Source organism: Paenibacillus periandrae (assembly GCF_022458865.1).
GTDB classification, from domain to species: Bacteria; Bacillota; Bacilli; order Paenibacillales; family NBRC-103111; genus Paenibacillus_S; species Paenibacillus_S periandrae.
Genome location: NZ_JAJNMU010000002.1, coordinates 177,262 through 203,187 on the forward strand (window position 1 = coordinate 177,262; position 25,926 = coordinate 203,187).

The 25,926-nt window shown below is 46.9% G+C and carries 26 protein-coding genes and 1 other annotated feature; of the genes, 4 read left to right on the forward strand and 22 right to left on the reverse strand.

Annotation, left to right across the window (positions count from 1 at the left end; translation table 11 throughout):
- Positions 1-12: 12 nt before the first annotated feature.
- The 10 genes from ruvB to LRL21_RS03395 form a co-directional block, all read right to left on the reverse strand.
- Positions 13-1,023, reverse strand: coding sequence for a Holliday junction branch migration DNA helicase RuvB (ruvB, locus tag LRL21_RS03350; RefSeq protein WP_240414644.1), 1,011 nt, complete (start codon positions 1,021-1,023; stop codon positions 13-15).
- A gap of 32 nt (positions 1,024-1,055) precedes the next feature.
- Positions 1,056-1,691, reverse strand: coding sequence for a Holliday junction branch migration protein RuvA (gene ruvA / locus LRL21_RS03355; protein WP_240414346.1), 636 nt, complete (start codon positions 1,689-1,691; stop codon positions 1,056-1,058).
- Complete coding sequence (ruvC, locus tag LRL21_RS03360) at positions 1,688-2,191, reverse strand: crossover junction endodeoxyribonuclease RuvC (RefSeq protein ID WP_240414347.1); 504 nt, start codon at positions 2,189-2,191, stop codon at positions 1,688-1,690. Before ruvC ends, ruvA begins: the two co-directional genes overlap by 4 nt.
- A 152-nt stretch (positions 2,192-2,343) precedes the next feature.
- Positions 2,344-3,042, reverse strand: coding sequence for a BofC C-terminal domain-containing protein (locus LRL21_RS03365; protein WP_240414348.1), 699 nt, complete (start codon positions 3,040-3,042; stop codon positions 2,344-2,346).
- A 181-nt stretch (positions 3,043-3,223) separates the two neighbouring features.
- A complete protein-coding gene (locus tag LRL21_RS03370; RefSeq protein WP_240414349.1) occupies positions 3,224-5,326 on the reverse strand; it encodes a LysM peptidoglycan-binding domain-containing protein in 2,103 nt (700 codons plus the stop codon).
- Between the two features lie 241 nt (positions 5,327-5,567).
- Positions 5,568-6,446, reverse strand: a complete 879-nt coding sequence (gene ilvE / locus LRL21_RS03375; RefSeq protein ID WP_240414350.1) for a branched-chain-amino-acid transaminase — start codon at positions 6,444-6,446, stop codon at positions 5,568-5,570.
- A gap of 8 nt (positions 6,447-6,454) precedes the next feature.
- Positions 6,455-7,333 (reverse strand): prephenate dehydratase, encoded by an 879-nt coding sequence (pheA, locus tag LRL21_RS03380; RefSeq protein WP_240414351.1) that lies wholly within the window; start codon positions 7,331-7,333, stop codon positions 6,455-6,457.
- Entirely contained in the window at positions 7,330-8,304 is a 975-nt protein-coding gene (thrB, locus tag LRL21_RS03385; protein ID WP_240414352.1) for a homoserine kinase, read from the reverse strand. Before thrB ends, pheA begins: the two co-directional genes overlap by 4 nt.
- 42 nt (positions 8,305-8,346) lie before the next feature.
- Positions 8,347-9,633, reverse strand: coding sequence for a homoserine dehydrogenase (locus tag LRL21_RS03390; RefSeq protein WP_240414353.1), 1,287 nt, complete (start codon positions 9,631-9,633; stop codon positions 8,347-8,349).
- Positions 9,634-9,686: 53 nt separating this feature from the next.
- Positions 9,687-10,178, reverse strand: a complete 492-nt coding sequence (locus LRL21_RS03395) for an ACT domain-containing protein (protein WP_240414354.1) — start codon at positions 10,176-10,178, stop codon at positions 9,687-9,689.
- A 240-nt stretch (positions 10,179-10,418) separates the two neighbouring features.
- Between LRL21_RS03395 and LRL21_RS03400 the strand changes: the two genes are divergently transcribed.
- Positions 10,419-10,922, forward strand: a complete 504-nt coding sequence (locus LRL21_RS03400) for an NUDIX domain-containing protein (protein ID WP_240414355.1) — start codon at positions 10,419-10,421, stop codon at positions 10,920-10,922.
- A 103-nt stretch (positions 10,923-11,025) separates the two neighbouring features.
- On the opposite strand, the gene LRL21_RS03405 is transcribed toward LRL21_RS03400, so the two are convergent.
- The 12 genes from LRL21_RS03405 to LRL21_RS03460 form a co-directional block, all read right to left on the reverse strand.
- On the reverse strand, positions 11,026-12,069 hold the full coding sequence (locus tag LRL21_RS03405) for an anthranilate phosphoribosyltransferase (protein ID WP_240414356.1): 1,044 nt from the start codon (positions 12,067-12,069) through the stop codon (positions 11,026-11,028).
- 99 nt (positions 12,070-12,168) lie between these two features.
- Entirely contained in the window at positions 12,169-13,401 is a 1,233-nt protein-coding gene (locus tag LRL21_RS03410) for an MFS transporter (protein WP_240414357.1), read from the reverse strand.
- A gap of 181 nt (positions 13,402-13,582) precedes the next feature.
- Positions 13,583-14,884, reverse strand: a complete 1,302-nt coding sequence (gene obgE / locus LRL21_RS03415; protein ID WP_240414358.1) for a GTPase ObgE — start codon at positions 14,882-14,884, stop codon at positions 13,583-13,585.
- A 12-nt stretch (positions 14,885-14,896) separates the two neighbouring features.
- Complete coding sequence (locus LRL21_RS03420) at positions 14,897-15,541, reverse strand: Spo0B domain-containing protein (protein WP_240414359.1); 645 nt, start codon at positions 15,539-15,541, stop codon at positions 14,897-14,899.
- 78 nt (positions 15,542-15,619) lie between these two features.
- Entirely contained in the window at positions 15,620-15,931 is a 312-nt protein-coding gene (gene rpmA, locus LRL21_RS03425; RefSeq protein WP_076231585.1) for a 50S ribosomal protein L27, read from the reverse strand.
- Positions 15,932-15,945: 14 nt separating this feature from the next.
- Entirely contained in the window at positions 15,946-16,278 is a 333-nt protein-coding gene (locus LRL21_RS03430) for a ribosomal-processing cysteine protease Prp (RefSeq protein ID WP_240414645.1), read from the reverse strand.
- Between the two features lie 10 nt (positions 16,279-16,288).
- Positions 16,289-16,600 carry a 50S ribosomal protein L21 gene (gene rplU / locus LRL21_RS03435; protein WP_240414360.1) on the reverse strand — a complete coding sequence of 104 codons (312 nt, stop codon included), beginning with the start codon at positions 16,598-16,600 and terminating at the stop codon, positions 16,289-16,291.
- Positions 16,601-16,614: 14 nt separating this feature from the next.
- Positions 16,615-16,700: a sequence feature (ribosomal protein L21 leader region), on the reverse strand.
- A 73-nt stretch (positions 16,701-16,773) separates the two neighbouring features.
- Positions 16,774-18,015, reverse strand: a complete 1,242-nt coding sequence (locus LRL21_RS03440; RefSeq protein WP_240414361.1) for an Rne/Rng family ribonuclease — start codon at positions 18,013-18,015, stop codon at positions 16,774-16,776.
- A 22-nt stretch (positions 18,016-18,037) separates the two neighbouring features.
- Positions 18,038-18,925 (reverse strand): site-2 protease family protein, encoded by an 888-nt coding sequence (locus LRL21_RS03445; RefSeq protein ID WP_240414362.1) that lies wholly within the window; start codon positions 18,923-18,925, stop codon positions 18,038-18,040.
- Positions 18,918-19,688 carry a M23 family metallopeptidase gene (locus LRL21_RS03450; protein WP_240414363.1) on the reverse strand — a complete coding sequence of 257 codons (771 nt, stop codon included), beginning with the start codon at positions 19,686-19,688 and terminating at the stop codon, positions 18,918-18,920. The genes LRL21_RS03445 and LRL21_RS03450 overlap by 8 nt, the downstream gene beginning before the upstream one ends.
- 140 nt (positions 19,689-19,828) lie before the next feature.
- Positions 19,829-21,613, reverse strand: a complete 1,785-nt coding sequence (locus tag LRL21_RS03455; RefSeq protein WP_240414364.1) for a sensor histidine kinase — start codon at positions 21,611-21,613, stop codon at positions 19,829-19,831.
- A 54-nt stretch (positions 21,614-21,667) separates the two neighbouring features.
- On the reverse strand, positions 21,668-22,459 hold the full coding sequence (locus tag LRL21_RS03460; RefSeq protein ID WP_240414365.1) for a response regulator transcription factor: 792 nt from the start codon (positions 22,457-22,459) through the stop codon (positions 21,668-21,670).
- 270 nt (positions 22,460-22,729) lie between these two features.
- On the opposite strand from LRL21_RS03460, the gene LRL21_RS03465 reads away from it, so the two are divergent.
- The 3 genes from LRL21_RS03465 (at position 22,730) to LRL21_RS03475 (ending at position 25,910) form a co-directional block, all read left to right on the forward strand.
- Positions 22,730-24,064 (forward strand): ABC transporter substrate-binding protein, encoded by a 1,335-nt coding sequence (locus LRL21_RS03465; protein ID WP_240414366.1) that lies wholly within the window; start codon positions 22,730-22,732, stop codon positions 24,062-24,064.
- A 92-nt stretch (positions 24,065-24,156) separates the two neighbouring features.
- On the forward strand, positions 24,157-25,074 hold the full coding sequence (locus tag LRL21_RS03470) for a carbohydrate ABC transporter permease (RefSeq protein WP_240414367.1): 918 nt from the start codon (positions 24,157-24,159) through the stop codon (positions 25,072-25,074).
- Complete coding sequence (locus tag LRL21_RS03475) at positions 25,071-25,910, forward strand: carbohydrate ABC transporter permease (RefSeq protein ID WP_240414368.1); 840 nt, start codon at positions 25,071-25,073, stop codon at positions 25,908-25,910. The genes LRL21_RS03470 and LRL21_RS03475 overlap by 4 nt, the downstream gene beginning before the upstream one ends.
- The last annotated feature ends 16 nt before the right edge of the window (positions 25,911-25,926 follow it).

A 25,926-nucleotide genomic window follows, 5' to 3' on the forward strand; every position in this document is an offset into this window, starting at 1 on the left:
GTTTCCCCCTTTTTACGGTGAGCTTTTTGGAATAGGCAATCCAAGATGCTGATAAGCAGTATGTGTCGCCATCCGACCACGTGGTGTGCGCTGCAGAAACCCAATCTGTAGCAAATAAGGCTCATACACATCCTCAATCGTTTGACTTTCTTCTCCTATTGTTGCTGCGATCGTATCCAAGCCCACAGGTCCGCCTTTAAAGCTGAGAATGATGGCGCGCAGCATCTTGTGATCGATTTCATCCAATCCAAGATGATCTACCTGAATACTGATCAATGCATCATTTACGATATCCATTGTAATGATGCCATCTCCCTTAACCTGGGCAAAATCACGCACACGCTTCAACAGACGATTAGCAATCCGCGGCGTTCCCCGAGACCGCATTCCAATCTCACGCGCGGCTTCGCCAATAATCTGCACCTGCAAAATATCAGCTGTCCGGCTCACAATGAAAGTCAGCTCTTCAATCGTATAGTATTCCAATCTGCTGATAACACCAAATCGATCACGCAAGGGGGCGGACAATAATCCCGCCCTTGTGGTTGCGCCGATTAGAGTAAAGGCGGGCAAATCCAATCTGACGGTGCGAGCGCTGGGTCCTTTACCGATAATAATATCAAGCGCGTAATCCTCCATCGCCGGATAAAGCACCTCTTCGACGGTTCGGTTCAAACGGTGAATTTCGTCGATAAACAGCACATCGCCTTCCTGCAGATTCGACAATATCGCGGCCAAATCTCCAGGACGTTCGATTGCCGGTCCTGATGTCGTACGAATGTTTACGCCCAACTCATTAGCGATAATGTTCGATAACGTGGTTTTACCGAGTCCGGGAGGGCCGTACAGCAATACATGATCCAGCGCTTCTTTACGCATTTTGGCAGCATCTATGTAGATCTTCAGATTGTTTTTGGCTTGAGTCTGCCCGATGTATTCAGCCAAATAGCGCGGACGCAGGCTGTACTCCATCATTTGTTCTTCTTCCATCATCAGATTGGCCGAGATAATCCGGTCGTCCATCATGGTGTCTCCTTTCATCGCCAAAAAAAACTTTACCGCAATGACTGCTGGAACAGAGCCTGCAGCGCAAGCTTGATCACGATATCAACGGTTTCATCACCCTTGAGCTTAGCCTTGATAAGCTGACCTGTCCGGTCTGCCTCTGCTTCCGTGTAGCCCAGCCCAAGCAAAGCCGTCTTGGCCTCACTCCACACGCTGGCTCCTTGGGACGGCACTGCGAGATGACCTGTACCTGTGATGGCCAGCATCGAATCATCGCCAGCCGAAATAACGCCAAGCTTATCCTTCAAATCGAGGATCATCCTTTGAGCGGTTTTACGTCCAATCCCGGGCAGCTTCATCAGAAAGCTAATATTTTCTTGTTGGATCATAGCCGCGATAACATCCGGTCTCCCTCCGGCCAGTACCCCGATCGCCACCTTGGGCCCAATGCCATTCACCTCCAAAAGCAAGCGAAACAACGATTGTTCCTCACGGGTAGGGAAGCCAAATAGCAGATGCGCATCCTCGCGGACCTGATAATGAATAAACAGAGTCGTTTCTTCTCCATCCTTCGTCTGGACGGCATAAGGATTCGTGCAGAATACCCGATAGCCTACACCTTTAACATCCAGTACCAAATAATCCGGTTCTCTATGTACAACTATGCCTCTTAAAAAATCGATCATGGTTTACGTACCTCATTTATCTTTTGTAAAAGTACAGCCGAATGTGCATGACAAATCGCAATCGCCAAAGCATCCGCCACATCATCAGGCTTGGGTACAGCTGACAAATGAAGAAACAGCTTAACCATCTCCTGAACCTGTTTTTTTTCGGCCTTGCCGTAACCGACTACAGCTTGCTTCACCTGAAGTGGTGTGTATTCGCCAATTTCCAGCCCTTTTTGGACCGCTGCCAAAATGAGCACACCCCGAGCCTGTGAGACTGTCATCGCTGTCGTAACATTACGATTAAAAAACAATTTTTCGATGGCAACGGCATCCGGTTTATATTTATCAATCAATTGGACCATCGAGTCATAAACGGTCTTGAGACGAAGAGCACTATCCGTATGAGCTTCTGTCTGAATACAGCCATACTGTACGGGAACAAGCCGACTACCCTGCTTATCAATAACACCAAATCCAACAATTGCAATCCCGGGATCAATTCCCATAATTCGCATCGCTTACCCACTCCCAGCCTGCCAAAAGCGAACATATGTGTTCCATTATAGCAGATATCGCTTCCAATGAACACGCCAAAAAGTCCATTCAGCTTAAAACTACTGAACAGACTGTGCTGTTAATCTATATATATCGTGATTTTGCTGCTTATCTATGGGGCTGGCGAAATCTTGAGAGCTTGTCCGGGTGCATCGACCGCGTAATCGCTGAACGTTGACAAAACACTGTTATACTCCGATAAATCTCTCACCTGAATACCCCGATAAAGCTCTTTGATTGCACTGTTTGGCAGACTGCTTTTAAGGTGCTCAATATTTAATTGAAAGAAGGTTTGGATCACACTGCCGCCACCTACCCCTGGAACACCTTCAAACAACGATAAATTCCCCCCGCTGTCCATTCCAAAATAAGCATTTTCTTTGCAGCGCGGCGACAAGTCCTCTATGGTTTCCCTGAAATAAATGCGTCCATTCGCATCCATACTGACTGTTGCCTCAGGACTGCTCCTATGGTATGCCAATATTTCGTCTGCACTCATCATGCCTATCGGCTGCAGTTCTTCACCACAAACGTATAATTTTTGAGTGAAAGCTTCCCGTTGAGCTTTGATTTGGCTGATCATCTCCATCACTTCCTTTTCAGGCTGACTGCTGGTATGGCCCATAACCATCTGCGACTGCTCGTCCGATTGTAAGGACATTGTGGATTGCGTTGAATAATGCCACACATAAGCAGCAGCGGATGCGCTGACAACGAGCCAAAATATCGTTAAATTCATCCAACGACGCTTCCAGCGCAAGCTTTTTTGCAATCGTTTTTTGAGATTTTTGAGGAATGCAAGGATAACCATCTGTACCCGCCCCTTCTGTAAAATATCCGAACCTGCGAGGTTTTTATTACCTATTTTCCCCTCCAGTCCATTCTTTATACACTAAGGGTTGATATTGCCTTACTCATGATGGAAGCAACAAAAAAACTGCGCTTATCACTCTTAGGTGACAAGCAGCAGTTTCGAGAAATCGATTTATTCGTTATCTGACCAGCCATGGAGAATTCGATGCGGCTTTACTTGTTTTGTTGGTCGATCTGCGGTTTCTTTGCGCTGGCTTCGTGGTTCTCGAGGAGACTGAAGCTTTTTTCTTGTTAGTTGTATTTTGAATAGTTACTTTATTTGCGTCTACAGAATCAGATTGCGTAGAGATTTCGGCTTTTGCTTTCGCTTCTGCTTCACTTTGTTGTCTCAGCAGCTGCTCCAGTTCATACTTGCTGTTGCAGCCGCAATCTTGCACACCAGCACCATATGGGGACCATCCGTAAGGCTGAATCATCTGTGGATGCATGGACATCGGATATACGGAGCCTGGATATGCAGAGTTAGCAGCCGCGGTATTTACACTCATAGGTTCATATCCGTGAGAATAGCCTGGCATTTCTCCAAAACCTGCCGGTGCTTGAGCATTTGGCCAAGCGCCGTAGGGCATTTGCGCATTCGGCATGTCATATGAATAAGGCATTACTTGATGATGTTGAGTGTGGGCCACAGGACCTCCGCAGCCGCAACCACAACCACCTGCAGACGATTGCGGTTGTTGGTAGAAGGGATAGTTCGGCATACCGCCAAATGCAGCTTCCACAGGCATGTTAGGTGAATTAGGCGCTACAGCCGCAGGGGAAACCATAGGCGCGGCGTTAGGTGCTACAGCCATAGGAGAAACCATAGGCGCCGCATTGGGTGCTACAGCCATAGGAGAAACCATAGGCGCCACATTAGGTGCTACAGCCATAGGAGAAACCATAGGCGCCGACCACATAGGCTGCATGGGTGCATTCATGTTATCGTGAGCAAATACTTCTGCAGAAGGCTCCTGATATTGATGAAACAAATTCATATCATGCGGCTGATACCCCCACATCGGTGCTTGTGCTTGTGCACCCTGTACATAACTCGGATAATTGTCTGCGCATGGATAATCGTTTGCGGATTCCACCATCGGCTGCATCCATGGAGTAAAGTGCATCGGTTCTGTCCATGGATTAGACTGCATCGGCTGTGCCCACGGATTAGAGTGCATCGACTCTGTCCATGGATTGGACTGCATCGGCTCTGTCCACGGATTAGAGTGCATCGACTCTGTCCATGGATTAGACTGCATCGGCTCTGTCCAAGGGTTGGACTGCATTGGCTCTGTCCATGGGTTAGAGTGCATCGGCTCTGTCCATGGATTAGTTTGCATCGGCTCTGTCCATGGATTAGTTTGTATCGGCTTTGCAGCCGGTGCTTGAGCTGCAGGCTGCAGGAACTGCGGCTGCTCTTGCTGTATCGGCTGAGCCCATTGATTAGTCTGCATGGGCTTCATATTTGGCGCCTGAGCTTCAGGCTGTAGAAACTGCGGCTGCTCTTGCTGCATCGGCTTCATATTTGGCGCCTGAGCTTCAGGCTGCAGGAACTGTGGCTGTTCTTGCTGCATCGGCTTCATTGGCTTGACAGGCGGCACTTGAGCTTCAGGTTGTAAGTATTCCGGGTATGGAGCTGGTGGCTTTAACGGCATTTGAAACTCAATATTGGGGAGTGGTTCAGGCATCGCAATAGGCTTGACAGGCGGTTTTACTACCTCTGGCTGCTCAACTACGGGTGCGGGTGCTACCGCGATTGGCTCTGGTGCAGGTATTGGAACTGGTACTGGGACGGGGGCTGTGTTCGGTTTGTTAAGATGATGGGATGGGTGGGCATGATGGTGCTGCGCCTCATGTTCTGGCTGATGCGGATGATCATTTTCATGATCATGGGATTCGTGATGCGGCTTTACCTTGGGAATGTACACTACCTCGCCTGTCATCAAAATATTCGGATTTTTCAGCTGCGGATTTGCGGTAATCAACAATTGCAGGGGAACATTCCATGATTTTCCCAGCTTCCACAACGTATCCCCTTGCACAACCACATGCTTATGCAAATAATCGGTTGGCGGAATGACTGGCATTGGCGCATTGGGGATTTTCACCTTCATTCCCACATCAATCACATTCGGGTCCTCAATTTGCGGGTTGTTGGCAATCAGCTTGTCGAGATCGACGTTGTACTTCTTGGCGATTTCATAGAGCGTGTCGCCTTTCTTCACCATATGAATTTTCAATTCACAAACCTCCTTGGCGTTATCCTGATCCTGCACGTGCCAAAACAAAATGACCTTACAGTTTATGCACCGAAGTAGGCATTTGACCATCATTAAAGGAAAAAAACTAAGATTAAACGCAAGAAAAATTGAAGGCTTGTCACCTTTACCTGCACATGTTCAACCTCCACCATGCAGGATCACACAAAAAAGCCCCTGTCTCCACTAAAAAAGTGGAAACAGAGAGCTGCTTCAAAACAAATTATTCGTATACCTTCACACCGTCGACATCAACCAGCTTGCGGAATTCCTTAAGCAGATGCGTAGTGATAGGGCCTGCTTTGCCTTCGCCAATTGTTCTAGCATCCACCTCGCGAACGGCAATAACCTCTGCAGCTGTTCCAGTAAAGAACACCTCGTCAGCCACATAGACATCATGCAGGGTGAACGGCTCTTCTTTGACCTTGTAGCCCAGCTTTTCGCAAATTTCGATAATAGCAGCACGGGTAATGCCTTCAAGTGCGCCACAGTAGCAAGGCGGTGTGAAAACAACCCCTCTTTTGATGATGAAAATATTGTCGGACGAGCCCTCAGCTACATAGCCTTGGGAATTGAGCATGATGGCCTCGCCTACGCCAGCCAGATTGGCTTGAATTTTCACCAAAATATTGTTCAGGTAGTTCAATGATTTGATTTTGGGATTCAAGGCATCGGGCACGTTACGACGTGTGGATACTGAAACGGTTTTTAATCCATTCACATAAGCCTCTTCCGGATAAATCGAAAGCTGTTCTACGATAATAATCACATTCGCTTTCGGTGAACGGCGCGGGTCTAGCCCAAGGTCACCGGGACCACGGGAGACGACAAGACGAATATATCCGTTTTGCAGCTCGTTTTTGCGAATGGTTTCGATCAGTACCTGCTGCATTTCTTCCTGAGGAAACGGAATGTCGAGCATGATGGATTTGGCCGAATCGTACAAGCGATCCAAATGCTCTTTACATTTAAAAATATTTCCATTATAAATCCGGATCCCTTCAAAAATACCGTCCCCGTACAAAAATCCATGATCGTATACAGAAACTGTTGCCTCTTCCTTGCTCACATACTTGCCGTTTAAATAAATGACTTGTGCCATAACAACAATTACACCTCCGCGTGTGTAGGTTTATAAGAATAGGTGGGATAGCAACCCAATATGCGAACCTGGCAGCCTATCGCTTCAATTTCCTGAAGGGCTGACGGGAGCAATACCGAATCCAGTGATGCGTCAATATCGATATAGAAGTAATAATTGCCCAGCTTTTTCTTCGTTGGCCGAGATTCGATCTTGGATAGATTGATCCTGCGCCAGGCGAAAGCTGAAAGCACCTGATGCAAAGCTCCCGGATAATCCTCAGGCAGCGTGACGAGAATTGTCGTTTTGTGAGATCTGTAGTTGTCCTTCAGTTCAATCGGGTCTTGTCCAACCAGAACAAATCGGGTAAAGTTTTTCTGATGGTCCTGCACATCCTGTGCCCATGTCTGGAGCCCATACAGTGCGCCAGCCGAACGGGGAGCAAGCGCTGCTACCTCCGAACTGCCAAGCTCCTGCACGAGTCTTGCGGCTTCGCCATTGCTGCTAACCTGCTCCAATTCCACATGAGGCAAATACTTACGCAAAAATTGGCGGCATTGGGTTAACGTCACACTGTGCGAAACGATTTTTTTCAAGCCGCTGCAGCTTGCTTCCAGCGTATCACCCGGTGCATCCACAGCCATCAGCTGTATGGAAATCGGGTAAATCCACTCTGCCTGCATCGGCAGGTTCACCTCGTGAACGAGCCAATCCAGATGAAGGCTGACCGAGCCGTCGAAGGTGTTCTCGATCGGAATGACACTATAGTCCGTTATTCCGTTTACCGTTGACATGAACACATCGTCAATCAGCTTGCAAGGAACGTACTCACAGACAGCACTGTCCAAAAAATGGCGTGCCGATTCCTCGGTGTATGTACCGGGACCCAAAAGTGCAATTCGCTTCATGTGCGAACGTCTCCTTTGATGTTTTCAAATAATGTACACCCTTCATCAAAGTGTGTCAACACCTGCACGCCATGTGACGCAGGGTTCAGCCACATCAAGGTAGCCTCGATCCCTTCGGCTTGCAGCGTGCCCTGCAGGAACTGCTCCAGCTCCGCCTTGCGGGAGCTGCTCCGGTCGACCAGCGTAAGCATCGTCGGACCGGCACCGCTTAAAGCGACGCCAAGGGCGCCATGGTTCGTCGCCTCGGCGAGGATGTGCGCGAGCCCCGGTACAAGCGGGGCTCGGTATGGCTGATGCAGCGCGTCTTTCATCGCGCGCGGGATCATGTCAAGCCGCCCGGTGCAGAGGGCGGCTACGAGCACGGACGAATGGCCGACGTTGAACACGGCATTCGTCAGGCTTTGCTCGCGCGGCAGGACATGCCGCGCTTTCTCTGTCGACAGCTGGAAGTGTGGAATGGCCACCAGCACTTCCAGCTGCTCATTCGGCTCGACGCGGATATACTCCGCGCGCTCGCCGTCCCAGAAGGCGACGACAAGTCCGCCGAACAGCGAAGCGCCGACATTGTCGGGATGATGCTCCAGTGCCGTCGACATCTGGAACAAGGTGTCATCCGACAGTGGACTGCCAATCACCGCATTGGCGCATGCCAGCGCGCCTACAATCGCTGCTGCGCTGCTGCCAAGACCACGCGTGAGCGGGATATCGCTATACATCGAAATTTCCAGCTCCGGGTGCGTGACTCCGGCTTTGTCAAATACCATCTGCGCAACCTTATAGATCAGATTTGATTTATCTGTAGGAATTCCTTCCATCCCGGTTCCGAGCAGATGGATGCTGGTTTGTGCTGCTGTACTCATTTCTATCCAAGTATATAGATCAAGCGCCATACCGAGCGTGTCAAATCCAGGGCCCAGATTCGCCGTACTTCCCGGCACTTTTACGCGTACCTTACCGCCTTGTATACCCATCGTACGACTCCTTTTTCCGTTTCAGCTTCTTGAATGATATGATTAGCCTTCCACCCGATAAACGCTTTTGATCGCGTGAACCACGTCCATACCTTCGAACTGCTTTAACACATTTTTCATTGCCGCCTGATTCGCATCATGAGTAATAATGATAATTTCCGCTTTCGGATTCGTTTCGTTCGGATGCTGCAATACAGACTCAAGGCTGACTTCATGCTGGGCGAACACTTGTGTAATTTGGGCAAGCACACCTGCCTTGTCTTCTACGTGCAGCAAAATGAAGTTTTTGGAAGCAATCTGCTCATCGGTTTTCAGCTTCTTTTCTTTATATGGAGCCAACGCACGCTGGCCGTTGATGCCCAGCTTTAAATTGCGAACTACCGCCACAAGATCCGCGACAATGGAGGTTGCTGTAGGCATACCGCCCGCTCCTGGACCGTAGAACATAGTTTCTCCTACGGCTTCACCGTGGACATACACCGCATTGAAAACCCCGTTCACTGATGCCAGCGGATGCGATTTCTTCACCATCGTCGGTTGTACGCTGATGCTGATATAATCGTCCTGGCGCTCGGCGATCCCAAGCAGCTTCACTTCATACCCAAGGCGCTTGCCGTAAGCGATATCTTCCTTGGATACTTGACTGATACCACGAACCTTCACATCACTTAAAGAAACATGGGCATGGAAACCGAGTGTGCCAAGAATCGTCATTTTGCGTGCTGCATCAAAGCCTTCGACATCTGAGGTAGGGTCAGACTCCGCATAGCCGAGATCCTGCGCTTCCTTCAGTACATCAAGATAAGCAGCGCCCTCCTGACTCATCTTTGACAGGATATAGTTGGTCGTACCGTTGACGATTCCCATAATCTTCGTAATGCGATCAGAAGAGAAGCCCTCCACCAAGGTCCGAATGATCGGAATCCCGCCTGCCACACTTGCTTCATACAAAACGTCGCAGCCTTTTTCAGACGCTTTCGCCAAAATCTCCTGTCCATGCAGCGCCATTAAATCCTTATTAGCAGTAACAACGTGCTTGCCTCTGTCCAGTGCCTCAAGAATATAGCCTTTGGCCAGCTCAATACCGCCCATCACCTCAATGACGATATCAATTTCCGGGTTTTCAATAACATCACGTGGATCTTCCGTCAATAGCTCAGAGCTGACCTCAATGTCACGCAGCTTGCTTTTATCCTGAACCAATATCTTGGATATCTCGATGGAGGCACCGGTTTGGCTCATCAAATCCTGTTGGTGTCCCTTGATAATACGGACAACACCTGTTCCTACAGTCCCAAGACCGAGCAGCCCTACTTGAATAGATTTCATATGATAGCCTCCTTATATTTGCAACCGTTCCTTCGACCTTCAATCTTCTACCGCTACCCCTGCCCAACCAAAGCGGCACGACTAACGCCTTCCTGTGCTCGCAGCATCTCCAGCACAAACGCTACATTTTCTTCCATTAATGAAGTCTCCACTGAAATGACCACATTGGCAATGCCTTGCAGCGGAATTGTTTGATGTATCGTTAGTACGTTACCCTCAAGTCCGGCTATCATCGCCAGCACTTTGGATAAAATGCCTGAACGATGCTCCAGATCCATCGAAATCGTCACGATTCGTTCCCGATCCAGCTTGCTGAGCGGAAATATTCCGTCCTTATACTTATAAAAGGCGCTTCTGCTTAATTCGACCTTTTCCACAGCCTCATGAATCGTTCTTACCTTCCCACGGGCCAGCAGTCCCTTGGCCTGCACGGTTTTGAGCAAGGCCTCAGGTAAAATGTCTTCCCTGACCAAATAGTAACGCTCATGCTCATTTGGCTTCGTGTCACCCTTTTTTTTATCCGACAGCGTAAAAATCCTCTCCATAAAGACGAATGTTTCTACCTAGTGGACATTATATCGAAAACAACGGTTTGAGGCAATAGGCTTTTGCAAATAGCCAGTCTTTTTCATAAAGTCTCCACATCTGTCGCCTTCCTAAACAAGTGCATTCATGGTAAAGTTGGTAAAATCAATAAACAAGCATGACGCTGGGCCTCTCATATATCTAAAATAGTGGAGTTCAAAAAGACGACTTTTGAAACGACCCCATAAAGGAGCAAATTGATGATTCGTGCACGTATAATGGCAACTGCCATGTTGTTTCATGACAACGATCTTTTGATGATGAAAAGGTCCCCGACACGTACATTAAATCCGGGAATGTGGGCAGCCGTAGGCGGCCATCTCGATCCCGGAGAGATCAGTTCTCCGCGCAATGCCTGCTTACGTGAAGTATGCGAGGAAACAGGCTTACAGGAAGAAGAAATCATCGATCTAAAGCTGCAGTACATTTTGATCCGACTCAATCAGCAGGAAATTCGCCAGCAATTTATTTACACAGCTCATACCACCCGCCGGGATGTCATCCAGACCGAGGAAGGGGTACTGCACTGGATTCCACGCGAGCAAGTACTTGATCGAGAAATCCCGTTTATTTTCCACCGATTGCTGGAGCACTACTTCGAGCATGGTCCAACTGATCATATCTGGGTTGGCACCGCTGGATTTGATCAGCATTCCGCTCCAGAGGTTCATTGGACAGCCTTGGTCGATCCCGAAATGAACTGACAAACTTATAAATACTGCAAAAATAAAAACGATAAAAAACCGTTTGGACTTGACTGTCCATACGGTTTTTTTGTTGACACTTCCTCCAGAGCAGCCTTCGACCTCAGCCATGTGAACGAAACTCGCTTTTATGACTGAGATCCCGCCATTTGACTAGAATTTTAAATGCCTCTTTGCGCTGCAGCAGGGAGCGAGCGAGCTGAAAGCCTTCTTCATACGAACCTACCTTGTCAAACCAGTACAGGCGCAATCCTGCATTAAACACAACATGCTCACGTTCATTGCGGATATCATCGGAATCATCCCCTTGAATAATCCTATTTAAAAGTCCAATTTGTTCATCTTTCCCGCATTTCTCTAGCGGGTCACCACGAAATCCGAATGTTAAAGGGTCAATAATATTGGACTCGTCACCCCAAGGTGTCACCTTACGAACAACACTGCTTTTATGAATCGGCAAATCCTCAGAGCCCGCAATACCTTGTACTATATAGGCCGTTTCAAACCCCGACCTCGGCAGGAGATGTATCAGATGATCCATCGCCGTTTTGTCGTGTACACCGATCATTAAATTTTGTGAATGGACAGGATTGATTACTTTTTCCACGGTATTAAAGAAGGTTCGCAATCCTATCTGCTCTCGAACCTGCCTCACTCGTCCAAAGGGTGGACAAATCAGATCTGTCCATATGAAACCAATATGCAGGCTCATGAAGATGTCCTCCCAATCTCTGGCTTCCAGCTCCACCTGGATCCCTATGCCCTCCAGAAGCTCCTTCAAAGAACTACCCAACATTGGAGGCCAAGATTGACTTCCATGGAGCACCTGTGGAAATCCAACGGAAGCGATTAGCAGGCTGACGGGAATCGTAACCGGAAAATACTGTCTGCCATCATAAGGGCCCGCACAATTCAAAGAATTGGAGAAGGAACGATAAGGCAGCGAGTACTTGCGAAATACATCGACAAAGCCCATCATTTCTTCGTCCGCTTCCCCCTTCATCCGCATTGCCATTAAAAACGCCGCTGTTTGTGCATCCGTAGATTCGCCGCGAGCAATGGCATGAGCCACAGCTACCGCCTCATCATAAGTCAAATCACGCGACCCTGTTCGTCCGGTTCCTACCGCTTTAATCCATTGCTTCATGGTGTCAACTCCCTCAAAAATGACTAAAACGCCAAATGCGTAAGCAGAAGACCGTTAGTAATTCATTCACTCCGATCACTCACCTTATCGCCCTGATCATTAATAATTTACGCCGGATCCTGACTTGGCCCAAGCTTTTCGCCAGCTGCGGGACACCGCATAGAACGCTAACGTCACGACCAGAACGATTGAGGCGACCACCATAAATCCAGAAACGTGAGATCCGGTAGCCTGCTTTAAAGGTCCTAAAATATTATTAGGCAGCAGAAATCCACCTAACCCGCCTGCGGCACCGACAATACCTGTGACAACTCCAATTTCTTTGGCGAAGCGCTGCGGCACCAATTGAAATATAGATCCATTACCCATGCCCAGACAAGCCATCATCACACTCGTAATGAGCAGCATCACCATAAAGGAGTCTGGCATCGTCGACACAAGAAATGCACATACACAGATGACGGAATACAGAATCAGCATAAATCGCATGCCCCCAACTTTATCTGCTATGTAACCACCTATAGGCCTAAAAAGACTGCCGGCAATGACCGTGATCGTAACGAGATAACCAATTTGAATTCTCGACAAACCGCCCGCGACCACACCTTCTCCATACACATCATAGAAGAAAATGCTGAAGTAACTGGAAAATCCAACAAAACCTCCGAACGTAATTGCATAAAAGACACTGAACCACCACGTATCCTTATGTTTAAATGCTGATAAATAATCAAAAAGTCCTTTGGGTACCGGTTGATTCGGACTATCCTTCGCCATCAGCATGTAAGCGATCAATACCAGCACTAACGGAATAATCGCAAGTCCAAATACGTTGTGCCAGCCAATACTCCCTGCCAGCTGCGGACCGAAGAAGGTTGCCAGTGCCGTACCGCTATTGCCTGCACCGGCAATACCCATTGCCAAGCCTTGATACTGCGGCGGGTACCAGCGACTTGCAAGTGATAAAGAAACGGCAAAGCTTGCTCCTGCTATCCCCAGCAAAAACCCGAGTGCCAACACCTGATTAAAGGTCGTTCCACCGAGCCAGCCCCAAAGAAGCGGCAGGATCGTTAGCAGCATACCGATAATGCCTGCTTTCCGAGCTCCGATACGATCAGCCAATATTCCCATCGGAATCCTGAATATTGAACCGCCCAATGTCGGGATCGCAACCATAGTTGCTTTTTGCGCATCCGTTAGTCCAAAATCCTTGGTTACATATAAAGCCAACGCACCGCATAACACCCAAATCATAAAGCTAACATCAAAATAAAGAAATGCTGACATCAAACTTGGGAAATGACCTGATTTTTTAAAATTTTTCGCTTCCATTCTATAATACCTCCCGAACCACTCTCTTTTCAAGCATTTCCAACTTTTTTATGTAAGTTTAACTTACATCATAATGATACACAGACATTCACGAAAAATCTATAAGCAGTTGACATAAAATAAGAGAAATGCCAGCAGCACATCAAACTCATGTGCAGTGGAACTCCTCTTATCGTGCTTACTATTCTTTTTCAACAAACTCAAATTCAAAATCACCAATCTGAATCGTCTGTCCATCTACAGCACCACGAGTTCTAAGTGCTTGATCAATACCTTTTTTACGTAAAATCCGCGCAAAACGCTCAACGGCTTCCTGTGTGCTGAAGTTCGTTCTTTTGATCAGCTTTTCAATACTTGGACTCTCTATAACAAACGTATCATTCTCACGTCGGATGGTGAATTCCTCGTCATCCTGCGCTTCAAACTTGAACACTTTACGCTCAGACAGATCAACCAGGTCCTCCAAGAGCGGCATATCCGGAATGGTTTCCAGCAGGTCCGCCACTTTGTACAAGAGCTCCTGAACCCCATTTTTGGTGATTGCTGATACAGGGATCACACGGATTGACGGATCGGCTTCAGCAAGCTGCCGTGTAAACTCCTCCAGATATACTTCTGCGTCCGGCATGTCCATTTTGTTAGCGACAACAATTTGCGGCCGTTCACCGAGCTTGGCACTATAAAGTGTTAGCTCATTGTTGATTTTTTGCCAATCATCAAAAGGATCACGACCATCCGTAGCCGCCATATCGATAATATGAACAACAACTCGCGTCCTTTCTACATGCCGCAGAAATTCATGACCGAGACCTACGCCCTCATGAGCTCCTTCAATTAATCCAGGCAAATCGGCCATCACAAAGCTCCGACCATCTCCTACATCCACAACTCCCAGGTTCGGAGTCAGCGTAGTAAAATGATAAGCAGCGATCTTAGGCTGGGCTGCAGATACAACAGACAGCAGTGTTGATTTCCCTACACTTGGAAAGCCTACCAACCCTACATCCGCCATAACCTTAAGCTCAAGCACAAGCCAACGCTCCTGGCCCTCTTCCCCATTCTCGGCTATCTCCGGAGCGGGATTGTTCGCTGTTGCAAACTTGGCGTTACCACGACCTCCGCGACCACCCTTGGCTACGATGACCTCCTGATCATGACGCGTTAAATCTGCCATAATTTCGTGAGTATCATCATTAATGACGACTGTACCCGGAGGTACTCTTACGATTAGATCGTCAGCATTAGCGCCATGCATTGTCTTGTTCCGACCCTTGATTCCACGATCCGCTTTAAAATGCTTTTGGTATCTGAAATCAACCAATGTACGAAGACCCTCATCCACGCGGAAAATAACATTGCCTCCGTTACCTCCATCGCCTCCGGCAGGCCCTCCATCCGGTACATACTTTTCTCTGCGGAATGCAACGAGACCATCGCCACCATCGCCGCCCTTAACATAAATCTTCGCTTTATCGATAAACATGCCTACACCTCTTTATATGTTCAACAGTAATTCGATGCTCACTCCTATAGAATGTCCATCCCATTGATTTGTTTTCCATGTCATATTCATAACCGATTGGAGCCCGACTCGTTCGAGAGCAGGCAGCAGCTGATTACCAGTCTTGTCACAAGGATAATGACCATCTATGGTCAGCTTGCCAACGGTTTGTGTCAGCTTTAGAAGTAAACCATTTTCATGCTCATGGTGAACGACCGCATGCTCTTTAAAAACTTCAATGACTGCAATCAGCAACCGGGTCAATTCTTTACAATCGATCGATAATTCATTTAAATGGATTTCGTGCTCCATTTCGACTTCCAGCTTTAATTCCTTCACCTCGGCCTGTACCGAGAATATATACACGATAAGTTCTGGAACTCCCAGCTTCGAGATGTTGCTTTCCCGTTGAACCTTCACTTTGATGGTTTGCATCAAGCTCTCCAGCTTATCATACTTGCGCAGCTTGACATAACCGAATATTAATTGAATCTCATTCATCCAATCATGCCGATAGTGGTTAAACAAGCGAATCAATCGGAGATCCTGATCAGATTCTCTCTCGTCACCCATTAACAAGGCTCCATTGTCACTCTGATTGCTGAAGCATTCTTCGTTGAACGGTCGATTCGAACCCATTCCAACCTCTCCGATCCACTCCAAATATAGAAAAATCCCCGGCGACACTGAATCGCCGGGGCTATCGTCGATGACGTATTATACTTCTACAGCTGCAGCCACCGGAGCGACTTCAAATGGATAAACACTTACTTTTTTGCGAGTACGACCATAACGCTCGAACTTCACAACGCCTTCGATTAGAGCAAATAACGTATCATCAGAACCGATACCTACGTTATTTCCCGGATGAATCTTAGTTCCGCGTTGGCGGTACAAGATGCTTCCAGCACTAACTCCTTGTCCGTCAGCACGCTTAGCGCCAAGACGCTTACCGATACTGTCACGACCGTTCTTTGTGGAACCTACACCCTTCTTGGATGCAAACATCTGAAGATTTAATTGTAACATGGTGTCAACCTCCTTCATTTCGTATTTTCTTGCAAATCTATATACGCACTGTACGATTGTTTAATAGTTTGCAGCATGACAACCATCGACTCAAGCAGCATCTGTACCTTTTCAGCCACTACGTTATCCGCAAGCTCAATAAGCTCAACATCCAAATAGCCATGCTTGGCTTTCGTCTTCATTTGAATTCCGAGCAATGCTTCGACCGAATTGACCGTACCTACCGTAACAGCAGATACACCTGCACAGACAATATCTTTGCCAGGCTCATCATACATGGCATGACCTTTTACTTGAAACGAATAGATCCGACCGTCAGGCTTGCGTCTAATCTTTACACGAATCATCTGCTGATCCTTAAGCGTTGATAGCTTCAATCACAACTTTAGTGTAAGGTTGACGATGACCTTGTTTACGACGGTAGTTTTTCTTGGCTTTGTATTTGTAAACGATGATTTTCTCACCTTTACCGTGCTTTTCCACTTTCGCGGAAACAGCAGCTCCGGAAACCAATGGAGCTCCAAGAACCAAACCAGACTCTTTAGACACAGCCAAAACTTTGTCAAAAGTAACGGAATCGCCTTCACCAGCATTCAATTTCTCGATGTAAAGAACATCTCCAGCTTGAACCTTGTATTGCTTACCACCTGTTTCAATAATTGCGTACATATTATTGCACCTCCTTCATGTCTCAGACTCGCCTATACACAGGTGATGTGTAGTTACTCCTACACATACTTAAACCCGTTTCGCGCGGTTACAGCATGTTTTGCAACATACTCGAATATTCTATCACAGTGAACTTAACAAAGCAAGACTTACTTCTTGGCTTAAAATAACGGTCATTTGGTCCAAATCCAGCCGTTGCCATCACAAGTTTTGCAGCGGCTCACAGGAAGCTTATCTGTACCTGTCTTTATTTTTTTGCGGGTCAGCTCCATGAGTCCAAGCCTTGTCCAACCGACAACGACCGTTTTGGTTCGATCCTTGCGTGTTTCCTCTACAAGCAGCTCCAAAACCTGCTGTCGATTCGATTCCAGACCCATGTCGATAAAATCGATGACGATCAATCCACCGATATCCCGTAATCTCAACAGCCTTGCAATATCCTTGGCTGCCATTAAATTCGTATCGTACACCGTCTGCTCTAGGCTGACACTACCCGTGTATTTGCCCGTGTTGACATCAAAGACCGTCAGTGCCTCCGTGTAATCAACAATCAGATAACCGCCGTTGTCAAGCCATACCTTTCGTTTAAAGCCGCTTTGCAGCTGCTCATCCACATGATAAGTCGCAAATAGCGATATTGGCCGGCTCTCATACAAACGGACATGGTCACACAACGAAGGAGCTGATGTACGCAGCAGTGAAACGACGGATTGATGAATTTCTTTATCATCGATCCAAAGCTCTTTGATGTCCTCACTAAACCCGTCCCGAATCCATCTGGACAGAAGCCCAAAATCGCTGTACACCTTCCGCGGCACGACACCTGGCTGTTCAACCAGCTTCTCTACCTCCAGCCAGCGTTGTCGAAGCTCTTCCAAATCGGCCGCAATCGTCGCCTCCGAAACTCCTTGTGCCGCTGTTCGTACGATAAAGCCTTCTCCCGGGAGCACCTTGCTTTCCGCAGCCCGCTTGAGACGCAGCCGCTCCTCTTCATTGGCAATTTTCCGGGATACGCCTATATAATCCGCCTCCGGCATATAAACTCCCCATCTGCCTGGAATCGAATGATGAGTCGTCACACGTGCGCCCTTGGTTCCAACCGGCTCCTTCACCACTTGAACCAGCAAGGTTTGTCCCTCCTGAACAAGGTCGGTGACCAACGGCTTTTGCTGAGGCTGTTTATCCAGATGAGCAGGAAGCATATCGTCGATGTACAAAAAAGCATTTTTCTCAAGTCCTATATCCAAAAATGCGGCCTGCATACCTTGCAGCACACGCATAACACGCCCCAAATACATATTGCCAGCCAATTGCTCGGTTCCACGAGACTCGTTGTCATACTCAGCCAGCTTGCCATTTTCTAACACAGCTACTTCAATTTGATCTTGTCCGCATTGAACCAGAATTTGCTTCATCTTTTCCACCTCGCCTTCCATTTTACATGAAAAGCTCAGAAATCGCACATCCCCGCTTGGACTCATTAAAATAGGAATACAGCAGCGGCTGCTCCGATACAACGGCTCTTATGGATCCATATTCGTCAAGTACATAAACCAGATGATATCGTTCACGCATAAATAAACGAACGACATCCTTGATACGTCGACTCCCATTAACTACGATAGGTTGAGCCATCGTTCCTGCCCCCATTAATCGAACCAACGCCGTTTCGCGATGCAGTAAAAAGCGCATGAAATGGTAAGCTCTGCCTTTATAGCTGTACCAGTTCGAATAGAGCAGGAATAAGCCAATCATGAGCAGGTTCAGCTGAATACCGCCTCCACGTATTACATGCAGGATGGAGATAATGGTCACCAGCAGGCTAAGCACAAGGCTTAAGGAGTTGCTGATCGTGATGACACGATGGTAAGGCATCCATAGGCTCATCAGCGATTCCAGCAGTTTTCCTCCATCAAGCGGCGTGATGGGAAGCAGATTAAACAAGGCAATAAACAGATTTGCTTCAATAAAATAGGCACTCCATTGCTCCGATACCAGGCCCATCCATTGCAGCAAATAAGCAATCAGCATCATCCCTATATTTTGCAGCGGTCCTGCGATGATGACGATCACCTCTTGCCAAACCGGTACATTGCCAAGCTCCTCAACCACAGCCTCACCGCCATAAGGCAGCAGCAGTATCTCCTTGATGCGCCAGCCAAACCCTTTGGCAGCTACCACATGACCCATTTCATGAACTAGCACTATTCCGAACAAAGTAGCTATTTCTATAAAATAACCACCAGCTACGGATAGCAGCATGACAATTGAAAACAGCGGATGAATACGAACAGGCACACCGATCCAACGATTCCACCTAATCAAAAGCAACCACATCCATCGGATTCATATACCGATTATCCTTGGAAATGGCGAAATACAGATAGCCGGCCTGCTTGGAGGTGTTGGCAGAAACCTTACCTATCGTTTCCCCTCCCTTTATCCAATCGTTAAGCTCGACCTTTGCTTCAATCCAGCCATACACAGACTCAAGGCCATTCGCATGCCGTATAACAACGGTCAAGCCCGTCTCATCCTTATTGCCCTTGTAAATAACCAAGCCTGTATCCAGAGCCGCTACCGTCGCATCCGCCTTCGTTTCAAGCGTGACCCCCAATCGACTCGATTCATAAGGAGCAATGACCATTCCTTTCACTGGAGTAAAATAATGCTTTTTAAGAGCCGACACCTTCTGTGCCTCCTGCTGCTTGCCAGGCATCCAGGCAGGAAGCAGCGACGGATTCCCTCCCCATTGTCTCTCATACCATAAAGTAACCATATGAAAATCAAAAGATTCATTTAACGACGCTTCAATATGAGATTTGGCAATATTGGCCCATGGATGATTTATTTGAAACAATCCCCAGACGGCTGCAAACAGCGCACAGCTGATCACCAGCTTGATTCGAATCGAATTGGCATTAGGGCGAAACGGCCAGCCGCCCCCATCTTCAGGATCTGCTTGTGCTTGCTCCGAATATTCCTGCATCCATTTACGTTTCCACACATATTCAGGATCATTCCAACGCTCCGAAGACTCTCGCAGCTGCTCCATGTGCCGATGGCTCATTTTATCCCGTGTTTTCATGTCGATAATCCTCCTGCATCCAATAGGGCTTGTATATTTCATCCTATGAGCCTGTACACTCGAATATAACAAGCAAGCAGGGTCCTCAATAAATAAGCCCTGTATCTGAGATACAGAGCCAAAGTTCGAACCTCACCATGTTAAGAACAGTCTGCATGGTCACTAGAGTCCATGTTAGCCGGAGTCATCGGAATTTTCAGATAAACGGCTGTGCCCCATCCTTCTTTACTGCGTATAGTAATACCGTGCGCCTCTCCATAGGCCAATTTCAACCGTTTGTTAGTATTGAAAAGCCCGATATGCTCCGAATATTCGTGCTGGGTTTCTACATTTTTTCTGAGCATCTGAAGCGTATCTCTATGCATCCCCAAACCATTGTCCACAATAGCAATATGCAGTGCTGACTCCTTAAGCCTGATTTTAATTCGGATCAAGCCATGTCCTTCCTTTTCTTTGATCCCATGATAAATACTGTTTTCAATTAAAGGCTGCAGCAACAGCTTCATGACCCGAAAGCCGATTACCTTGGGATCGTAGTCCCATTCCAGATCAAATTTATCCTCATACCGGTACTTCTGGATTTCCAGATAGCTTTTCACATTTTTTATTTCGGTTTGCAAGGATACCCGTTCTTCCGGATTGGTTAAGGAGTAGCGGAGGATCTCCGATAAATTGTCAATAATTTTCGTAACCTGATTCGGCTTTCCTGTTAATGCGATCGTTTCCCAGTTCACGGCCTCCAGCGTGTTAAATAGAAAATGCGGATTGATTTGCGACTGTAAAGCGGTGAACTGGGCTACCTGCAGCTTGTATCTGCGCTCGGAGAGCTGGACCTTCAGGTAGCTTTGCTCTATAAATGTTTTTACGATATTTTGTACAATATATGCGTACTCATCCTTTACTCCTTCCGGAAGTGAGGGCAGCGGGTTGCCCTTTTCAGCAGAGTCAATAATATCGATAATATTAGCGATTTGCTTATACCGGTTACTAGTCAAATAATAGGCAAGAACGAGACCCAGCATGAACGAAATAAGCAGCAGCAGCATTGTGATTTGAATAATTCGGAACGGCACCTCGTACAACGCGCGCTGAGGAACAATTGAAATATATTTCCAGCCGTAGCGGGCTGAATTCAGCTGGGATATGATATAGGATTCATTAGCAAGCTTGATCGTATAGAAGGCCTCATTCGACTTATTGATGCTTTCCATATTCAATTCCTTGAGGTATTCAGGCTGGCGATCACTAAAAATAATTTGATTATTCTCATTCACTACCAGAATGCACTGCTCCGGAAAGGTGGACAAGGACTTCAAAACATTTTCAATGTAGATCGGGCGAATGTTCAGGACAATAACCCCGTTCGTCGACTCAATCCGTTGATAGATGGTGACAAGCGGCGTAGTCATGGATTCAAACTCGAACTGCTTGACCTTGCGCGGCTCAATCCACAGCTTGACCTTCTCGTCTTTTTCAATAAAATGCGAATACCACTCCTTGTCATTATAGGTTTGCAAATCGGATAACCCCTGCTTGGAGGAAATAAAACGGCCTGTGGCATTAGGCATATAAATGTAAAAGGAATCGATATAGGGCCGCGCGTTAGCCGGGGCACTCAGAAAGCTTTTCAGAATATCAAAGGAAATCAGCTCTTCATGCGTCAAAGAGCTATTTTTCATAATCGAGCTTAACGCTTCAATGACCTTCAAATCATAACCATATACAAGACTCATCGGGTCGGTTTCACTTAAAATCAATTCTATATTTTCCTTCGTTTGCTTGAGTACGTTAACCGAATTTTTATTGATATCTTCCTTAATATAATTTTGCGTAATGAGAAGCGACAAAGTTCCCAAAATCGTAAGCGGGATGAGCAAAGGAAGCAGGAACATCGACAAATGCTTAATAAAAAATTTGTTTTTCATGTGTTCGCCTTCCATTCTTTACGGATCATTTGCCCTGACATGTAAGGGATAGCATCATGGAGGGGAATCGCGGAACTCACGAGGGCTTTTACCGAAGTAGAGCTTAAAGGCTCTTGAAAAATTTTTCGCGTTATCGTAGCCGACAGCACTGCCGATTTCGTAGGATTTGTAGGAAAAATCCTTTAAAAGCTCCGCGGCCTTCTCCATTTTGACGGAAATCACGTACTCCGAGAAATTTTGCCCCGACCATTTTTTGAAATATTTACTGAGATAGTACAGATTCATATGGAACAAGCCCGCGACTTCCTCTAAGGTCACATCCCGATAGCATTCCATGATGTGCGCTTTGATAGCAGCAATTTTCTTTTCATGATAGCCCTGTTCCTCTATCGGATCTTCTGGCGCCTCAGCAAGCTGAACCGTTGCATCCGCTGCGAGTGGTACAGGCATTGTCAACTCCTGCTGTCTTTCGCGATCCAGCTCATCCTTGATTCGACTAAAGGTCGCCAGCAGTTCCTCATATTTGGTCGGCTTGATAATATAGCTTTTGACGCCATACATGAGGGCTTTTTGCGCATAATCGAATTCCTTGTAGCCCGTCAGAAACACAACTTTGGTACTGATCTCTCTGCTAAACAATTCCTGGGCCAGCTCTACGCCTGACATGACAGGCATTTTGATATCGCTCAGCACCACATCCACTTGCTGCTTGAGGATCATATCCAACGCTTGCCGTCCATTCTTCGCTTCCCCGATGATTTCGAAGCCGATCTCGTTCCATGGGAAATAGTTGCATATGCCATTACGTATCTTCGTCTCGTCATCAACGACCAGCAGTGTGTACATGTGAGTCCTCCTTGGGGTTTTACCTATTCGAATGCTCCCAATTGTGTTGGGTTTATTATAGAGGAACGATGAACTGCAAACAATACGATGACAAATAATGAAAACTAATAGCAAATCAAGCACCCCAAATCCTATTGCCTTCACCAGCATTATAGACAAATATTCAAACCTTTTATCAAATCAGATGGATTTAAAGCTGACAGGCTCGTTGTTATAATAGGACCTGTAACTGCTTGAAGCTGAATAATCGAACATAAAGGGGATCAGAACATGAATCATATGAAGAAATTATGGGGCTCGGCTGTTGCTATATCCTTGCTCTCAGCCAGCATGGTCGGTTGTACACCAGAACCAGCAAGTCCATCCCAAGGCAAGGATGCAGGTCAAACCGACAGCAGCAAACCGGTTACTTTAAGATTTGCCTGGTGGGGAAGCGATTCCCGTCACAAGGCAACCTTGGAAGCGATTAGCTTGTACAAAACGAAAAACCCGAATGTGACCATCGAAGCCGAATATGGCGGTTTTGACGGCTACGAGCAAAAAATGAAAACGCAGTTGGCCGGTGGCACAGCGCCCGATCTGATCCAATTGGATCAGCCCTGGCTATCTGAGCTTGGCAGCGGCAGCGAGCTTCTGCTAGATTTATCGAATCAAAAATCGTTGGATCTCAAAGGCTTTGACGCCACTTATCTGAAAAACTTCACAACCTACAATAACAAGGTCATTGGCTTGCCTATGGGTACGAACGGGCGAACCTTAGTTTTCAACAAGACGCTGGCAGATAAGCTGGGTATTAAAGCCGATCAAGCCTGGACCTGGGACAGCGTGCTGGAGGAAGGTCGCAAGCTGCATGAGAAGGATAGCAAAATGTATCTGATGAACTCCGATCTTGGTGTCGTACAGGTTATGTTTTCTTCCATGCTCAGACAAAAAACCAATAGTCCAATGGTCAAGGATGACTATACAATAGCCTTCACCAAGGAACAGGCAACCGAAGCCTTTGATTGGATTCAAAAAGCGTATAAAGCAGGTGTATTCCAGCCGCTTGGCGAAAGCCAGTTATTTTCCGGTAAAACTGACCAAAATCCAAAATGGATTAATCAGGAAATGGTAGCTATTGAAGGCTGGAGCAGTGAGGTTATCAAATTTAAAGATACACTGCCTAAAGGCACAGAAATCCAATCCGTTCTGCCAGCAGCGTACAAGGATTCCAAAACCGGTGCTGCCGTTATCCGTCCTTCCATGGTATTGAGTATCAATAAGCAATCGAAGAGTCAGGAAGAAGCACTTAAGTTCGCAAACTGGCTGTTGAGCGATACCGAGGCTGCCAAAATTCTTGGGGATGTTCGGGCTGTACCTGCACTGGAGCCTGCCAAAAAAGCTATTGTCGAGGCAAATAAGCTGGACAAAAATGTAGCTGACGCTGTTGATCTTGCTGCTAAAAATCAGGCTGTTCCCGATAATGCTATCACGCAAAATTCTCAGCTTGGAGATATTGGCAAAGATATTATTCAAAAAGTCGCTTTCGACAAAATAACTCCTGCGCAAGCAGCTGATGAGCTGGTCAAACGGTATACAGACAAATTGAAAGAATTGAAAAAGTAACTGTCACATACAGCTTCAATGTCACATTTAGGAAGTGCCGCTGACAACCAGCGGCATTTCTACTTCAAATAGACCATGCACGGGGTGAGGAAATGGCAGCAACGAAGCCTACTGTTCATATAAAGAGGAAATACCAATATATCGGCCTGCTTTACATCAGTCCATGGTTGCTGGGCTTTTTATGCCTGGAGCTATATCCATTCTTGATGTCCTTTTACTACTCCTTCACATCGTTTGATCTTATCAATCCGCCCAAATTTATTGGCCTTAAAAATTACATTGACATGTTCACCAAGGACGATATGTTCTACCAATCCTTAAAGGTAACACTCATCTATGCGGTGATTGCCGTTCCTGCTAAGCTCGCATTCGCCTTGTTTGTTGCCGTGGTTTTGACTGCCAAGCTGCGCAGCGTCAATATATTCCGGACGGTTTATTATTTACCTTCGATTCTTGGGGGAAGTGTGGCTATCGCCGTTCTGTGGAGATTCCTGTTCATGAAGGAAGGTATCGTTAACCAATTGCTGGCTACGATCCATATCCCTGGTGTCGATTGGCTCGGCAGCCCGAATATCGCGCTGTACACGATCTCCATGCTGAATGTATGGCAGTTTGGCTCATCAATGGTTCTGTTCCTGGCGGGTTTAAAGCAGGTTCCAAGCGAGCTGTATGAGGTTGGCCGCGTCGATGGAGCTTCGAAGGTACGAATGTTTTTTTCCGTCACCTTGCCCTTGCTGACGCCGATCCTGCTGTTTAACATGATCATGCAAATCGTCAATGCTTTCCAGGAGTTTACCGGTGCATTTGTTATTTTACCGGATGGCGGACCTTTAAAATCAACCTATCTGTTCGGAATGAAGCTGTACGATGAAGGCTTCAAGTTTTTGAAAATGGGCTATGCCTCGTCCCTTTCCTGGGTATTGTTTGCCATCATTATGCTCTTCACCGCACTAGTGTTCAAATCGTCCTCCCAATGGGCTCATTATGAAGATGGAGGCGATAAACGATGAAATCAGAATCAGTCAGAAATTCGATTACGTTCCTGCTGATGTGCATATTCGGACTCATTATGATTTATCCATTAATATGGCTGTTCACCGCTTCCTTTAAATCCAACGAAGAAATATTCGGCTCGCTGAGCCTTTGGCCCAATCAGTTCCTGTGGGACGGCTATACAAAGGGTTGGGTAGGCTCCGGTCAATATTCGTTCAGCCTGTTCTTCATGAACACGTTTAAGCTTGTGATTCCAACTGTAATCTTTACGGTAATTTCCAGCACCATCGTTGCTTACGGCTTTGCCAGATTTAACTTTCCATTGAAGAAGCTGTTGTTTTCCTTGATGATTTCTACGCTCATGCTGCCGAATGCCGTCGTCATTATACCCAAATATATTTTGTTCAAAAAACTCGGCTGGCTGAACAGCTACCTGCCTTTTATCGTTCCGGCGATGCTGGCGACCAGTGCGTTCTTCATTTTTATGATCATTCAATTTTTCCGCGGACTGCCAAGGGAGCTGGATGAATCGGCCAAAATGGATGGCTGCAATTCCTTCGTCATTCTTGTCCGTATTCTGCTGCCGCTGGCGATGCCTGCTTTGATTTCGGCGGCGATCTTTCAGTTTATATGGACATGGAACGATTTCTTCAACTCGCTGATCTATATTACCAGTGTGAAAAATTTCACCGTGGCCCTCGGTCTGCGTATGGCCCTTGATAATTCGACCAGTGTAGCCTGGAATCAGGTGCTGGCGATGTCGGTAGTCGCAGTGGTTCCTTGTATCCTCGTATTCTTCTTCGCGCAAAAATACTTTGTCGAGGGTATCTCTACTACGGGCATCAAAGGTTAATACGTATAGGCTGAGA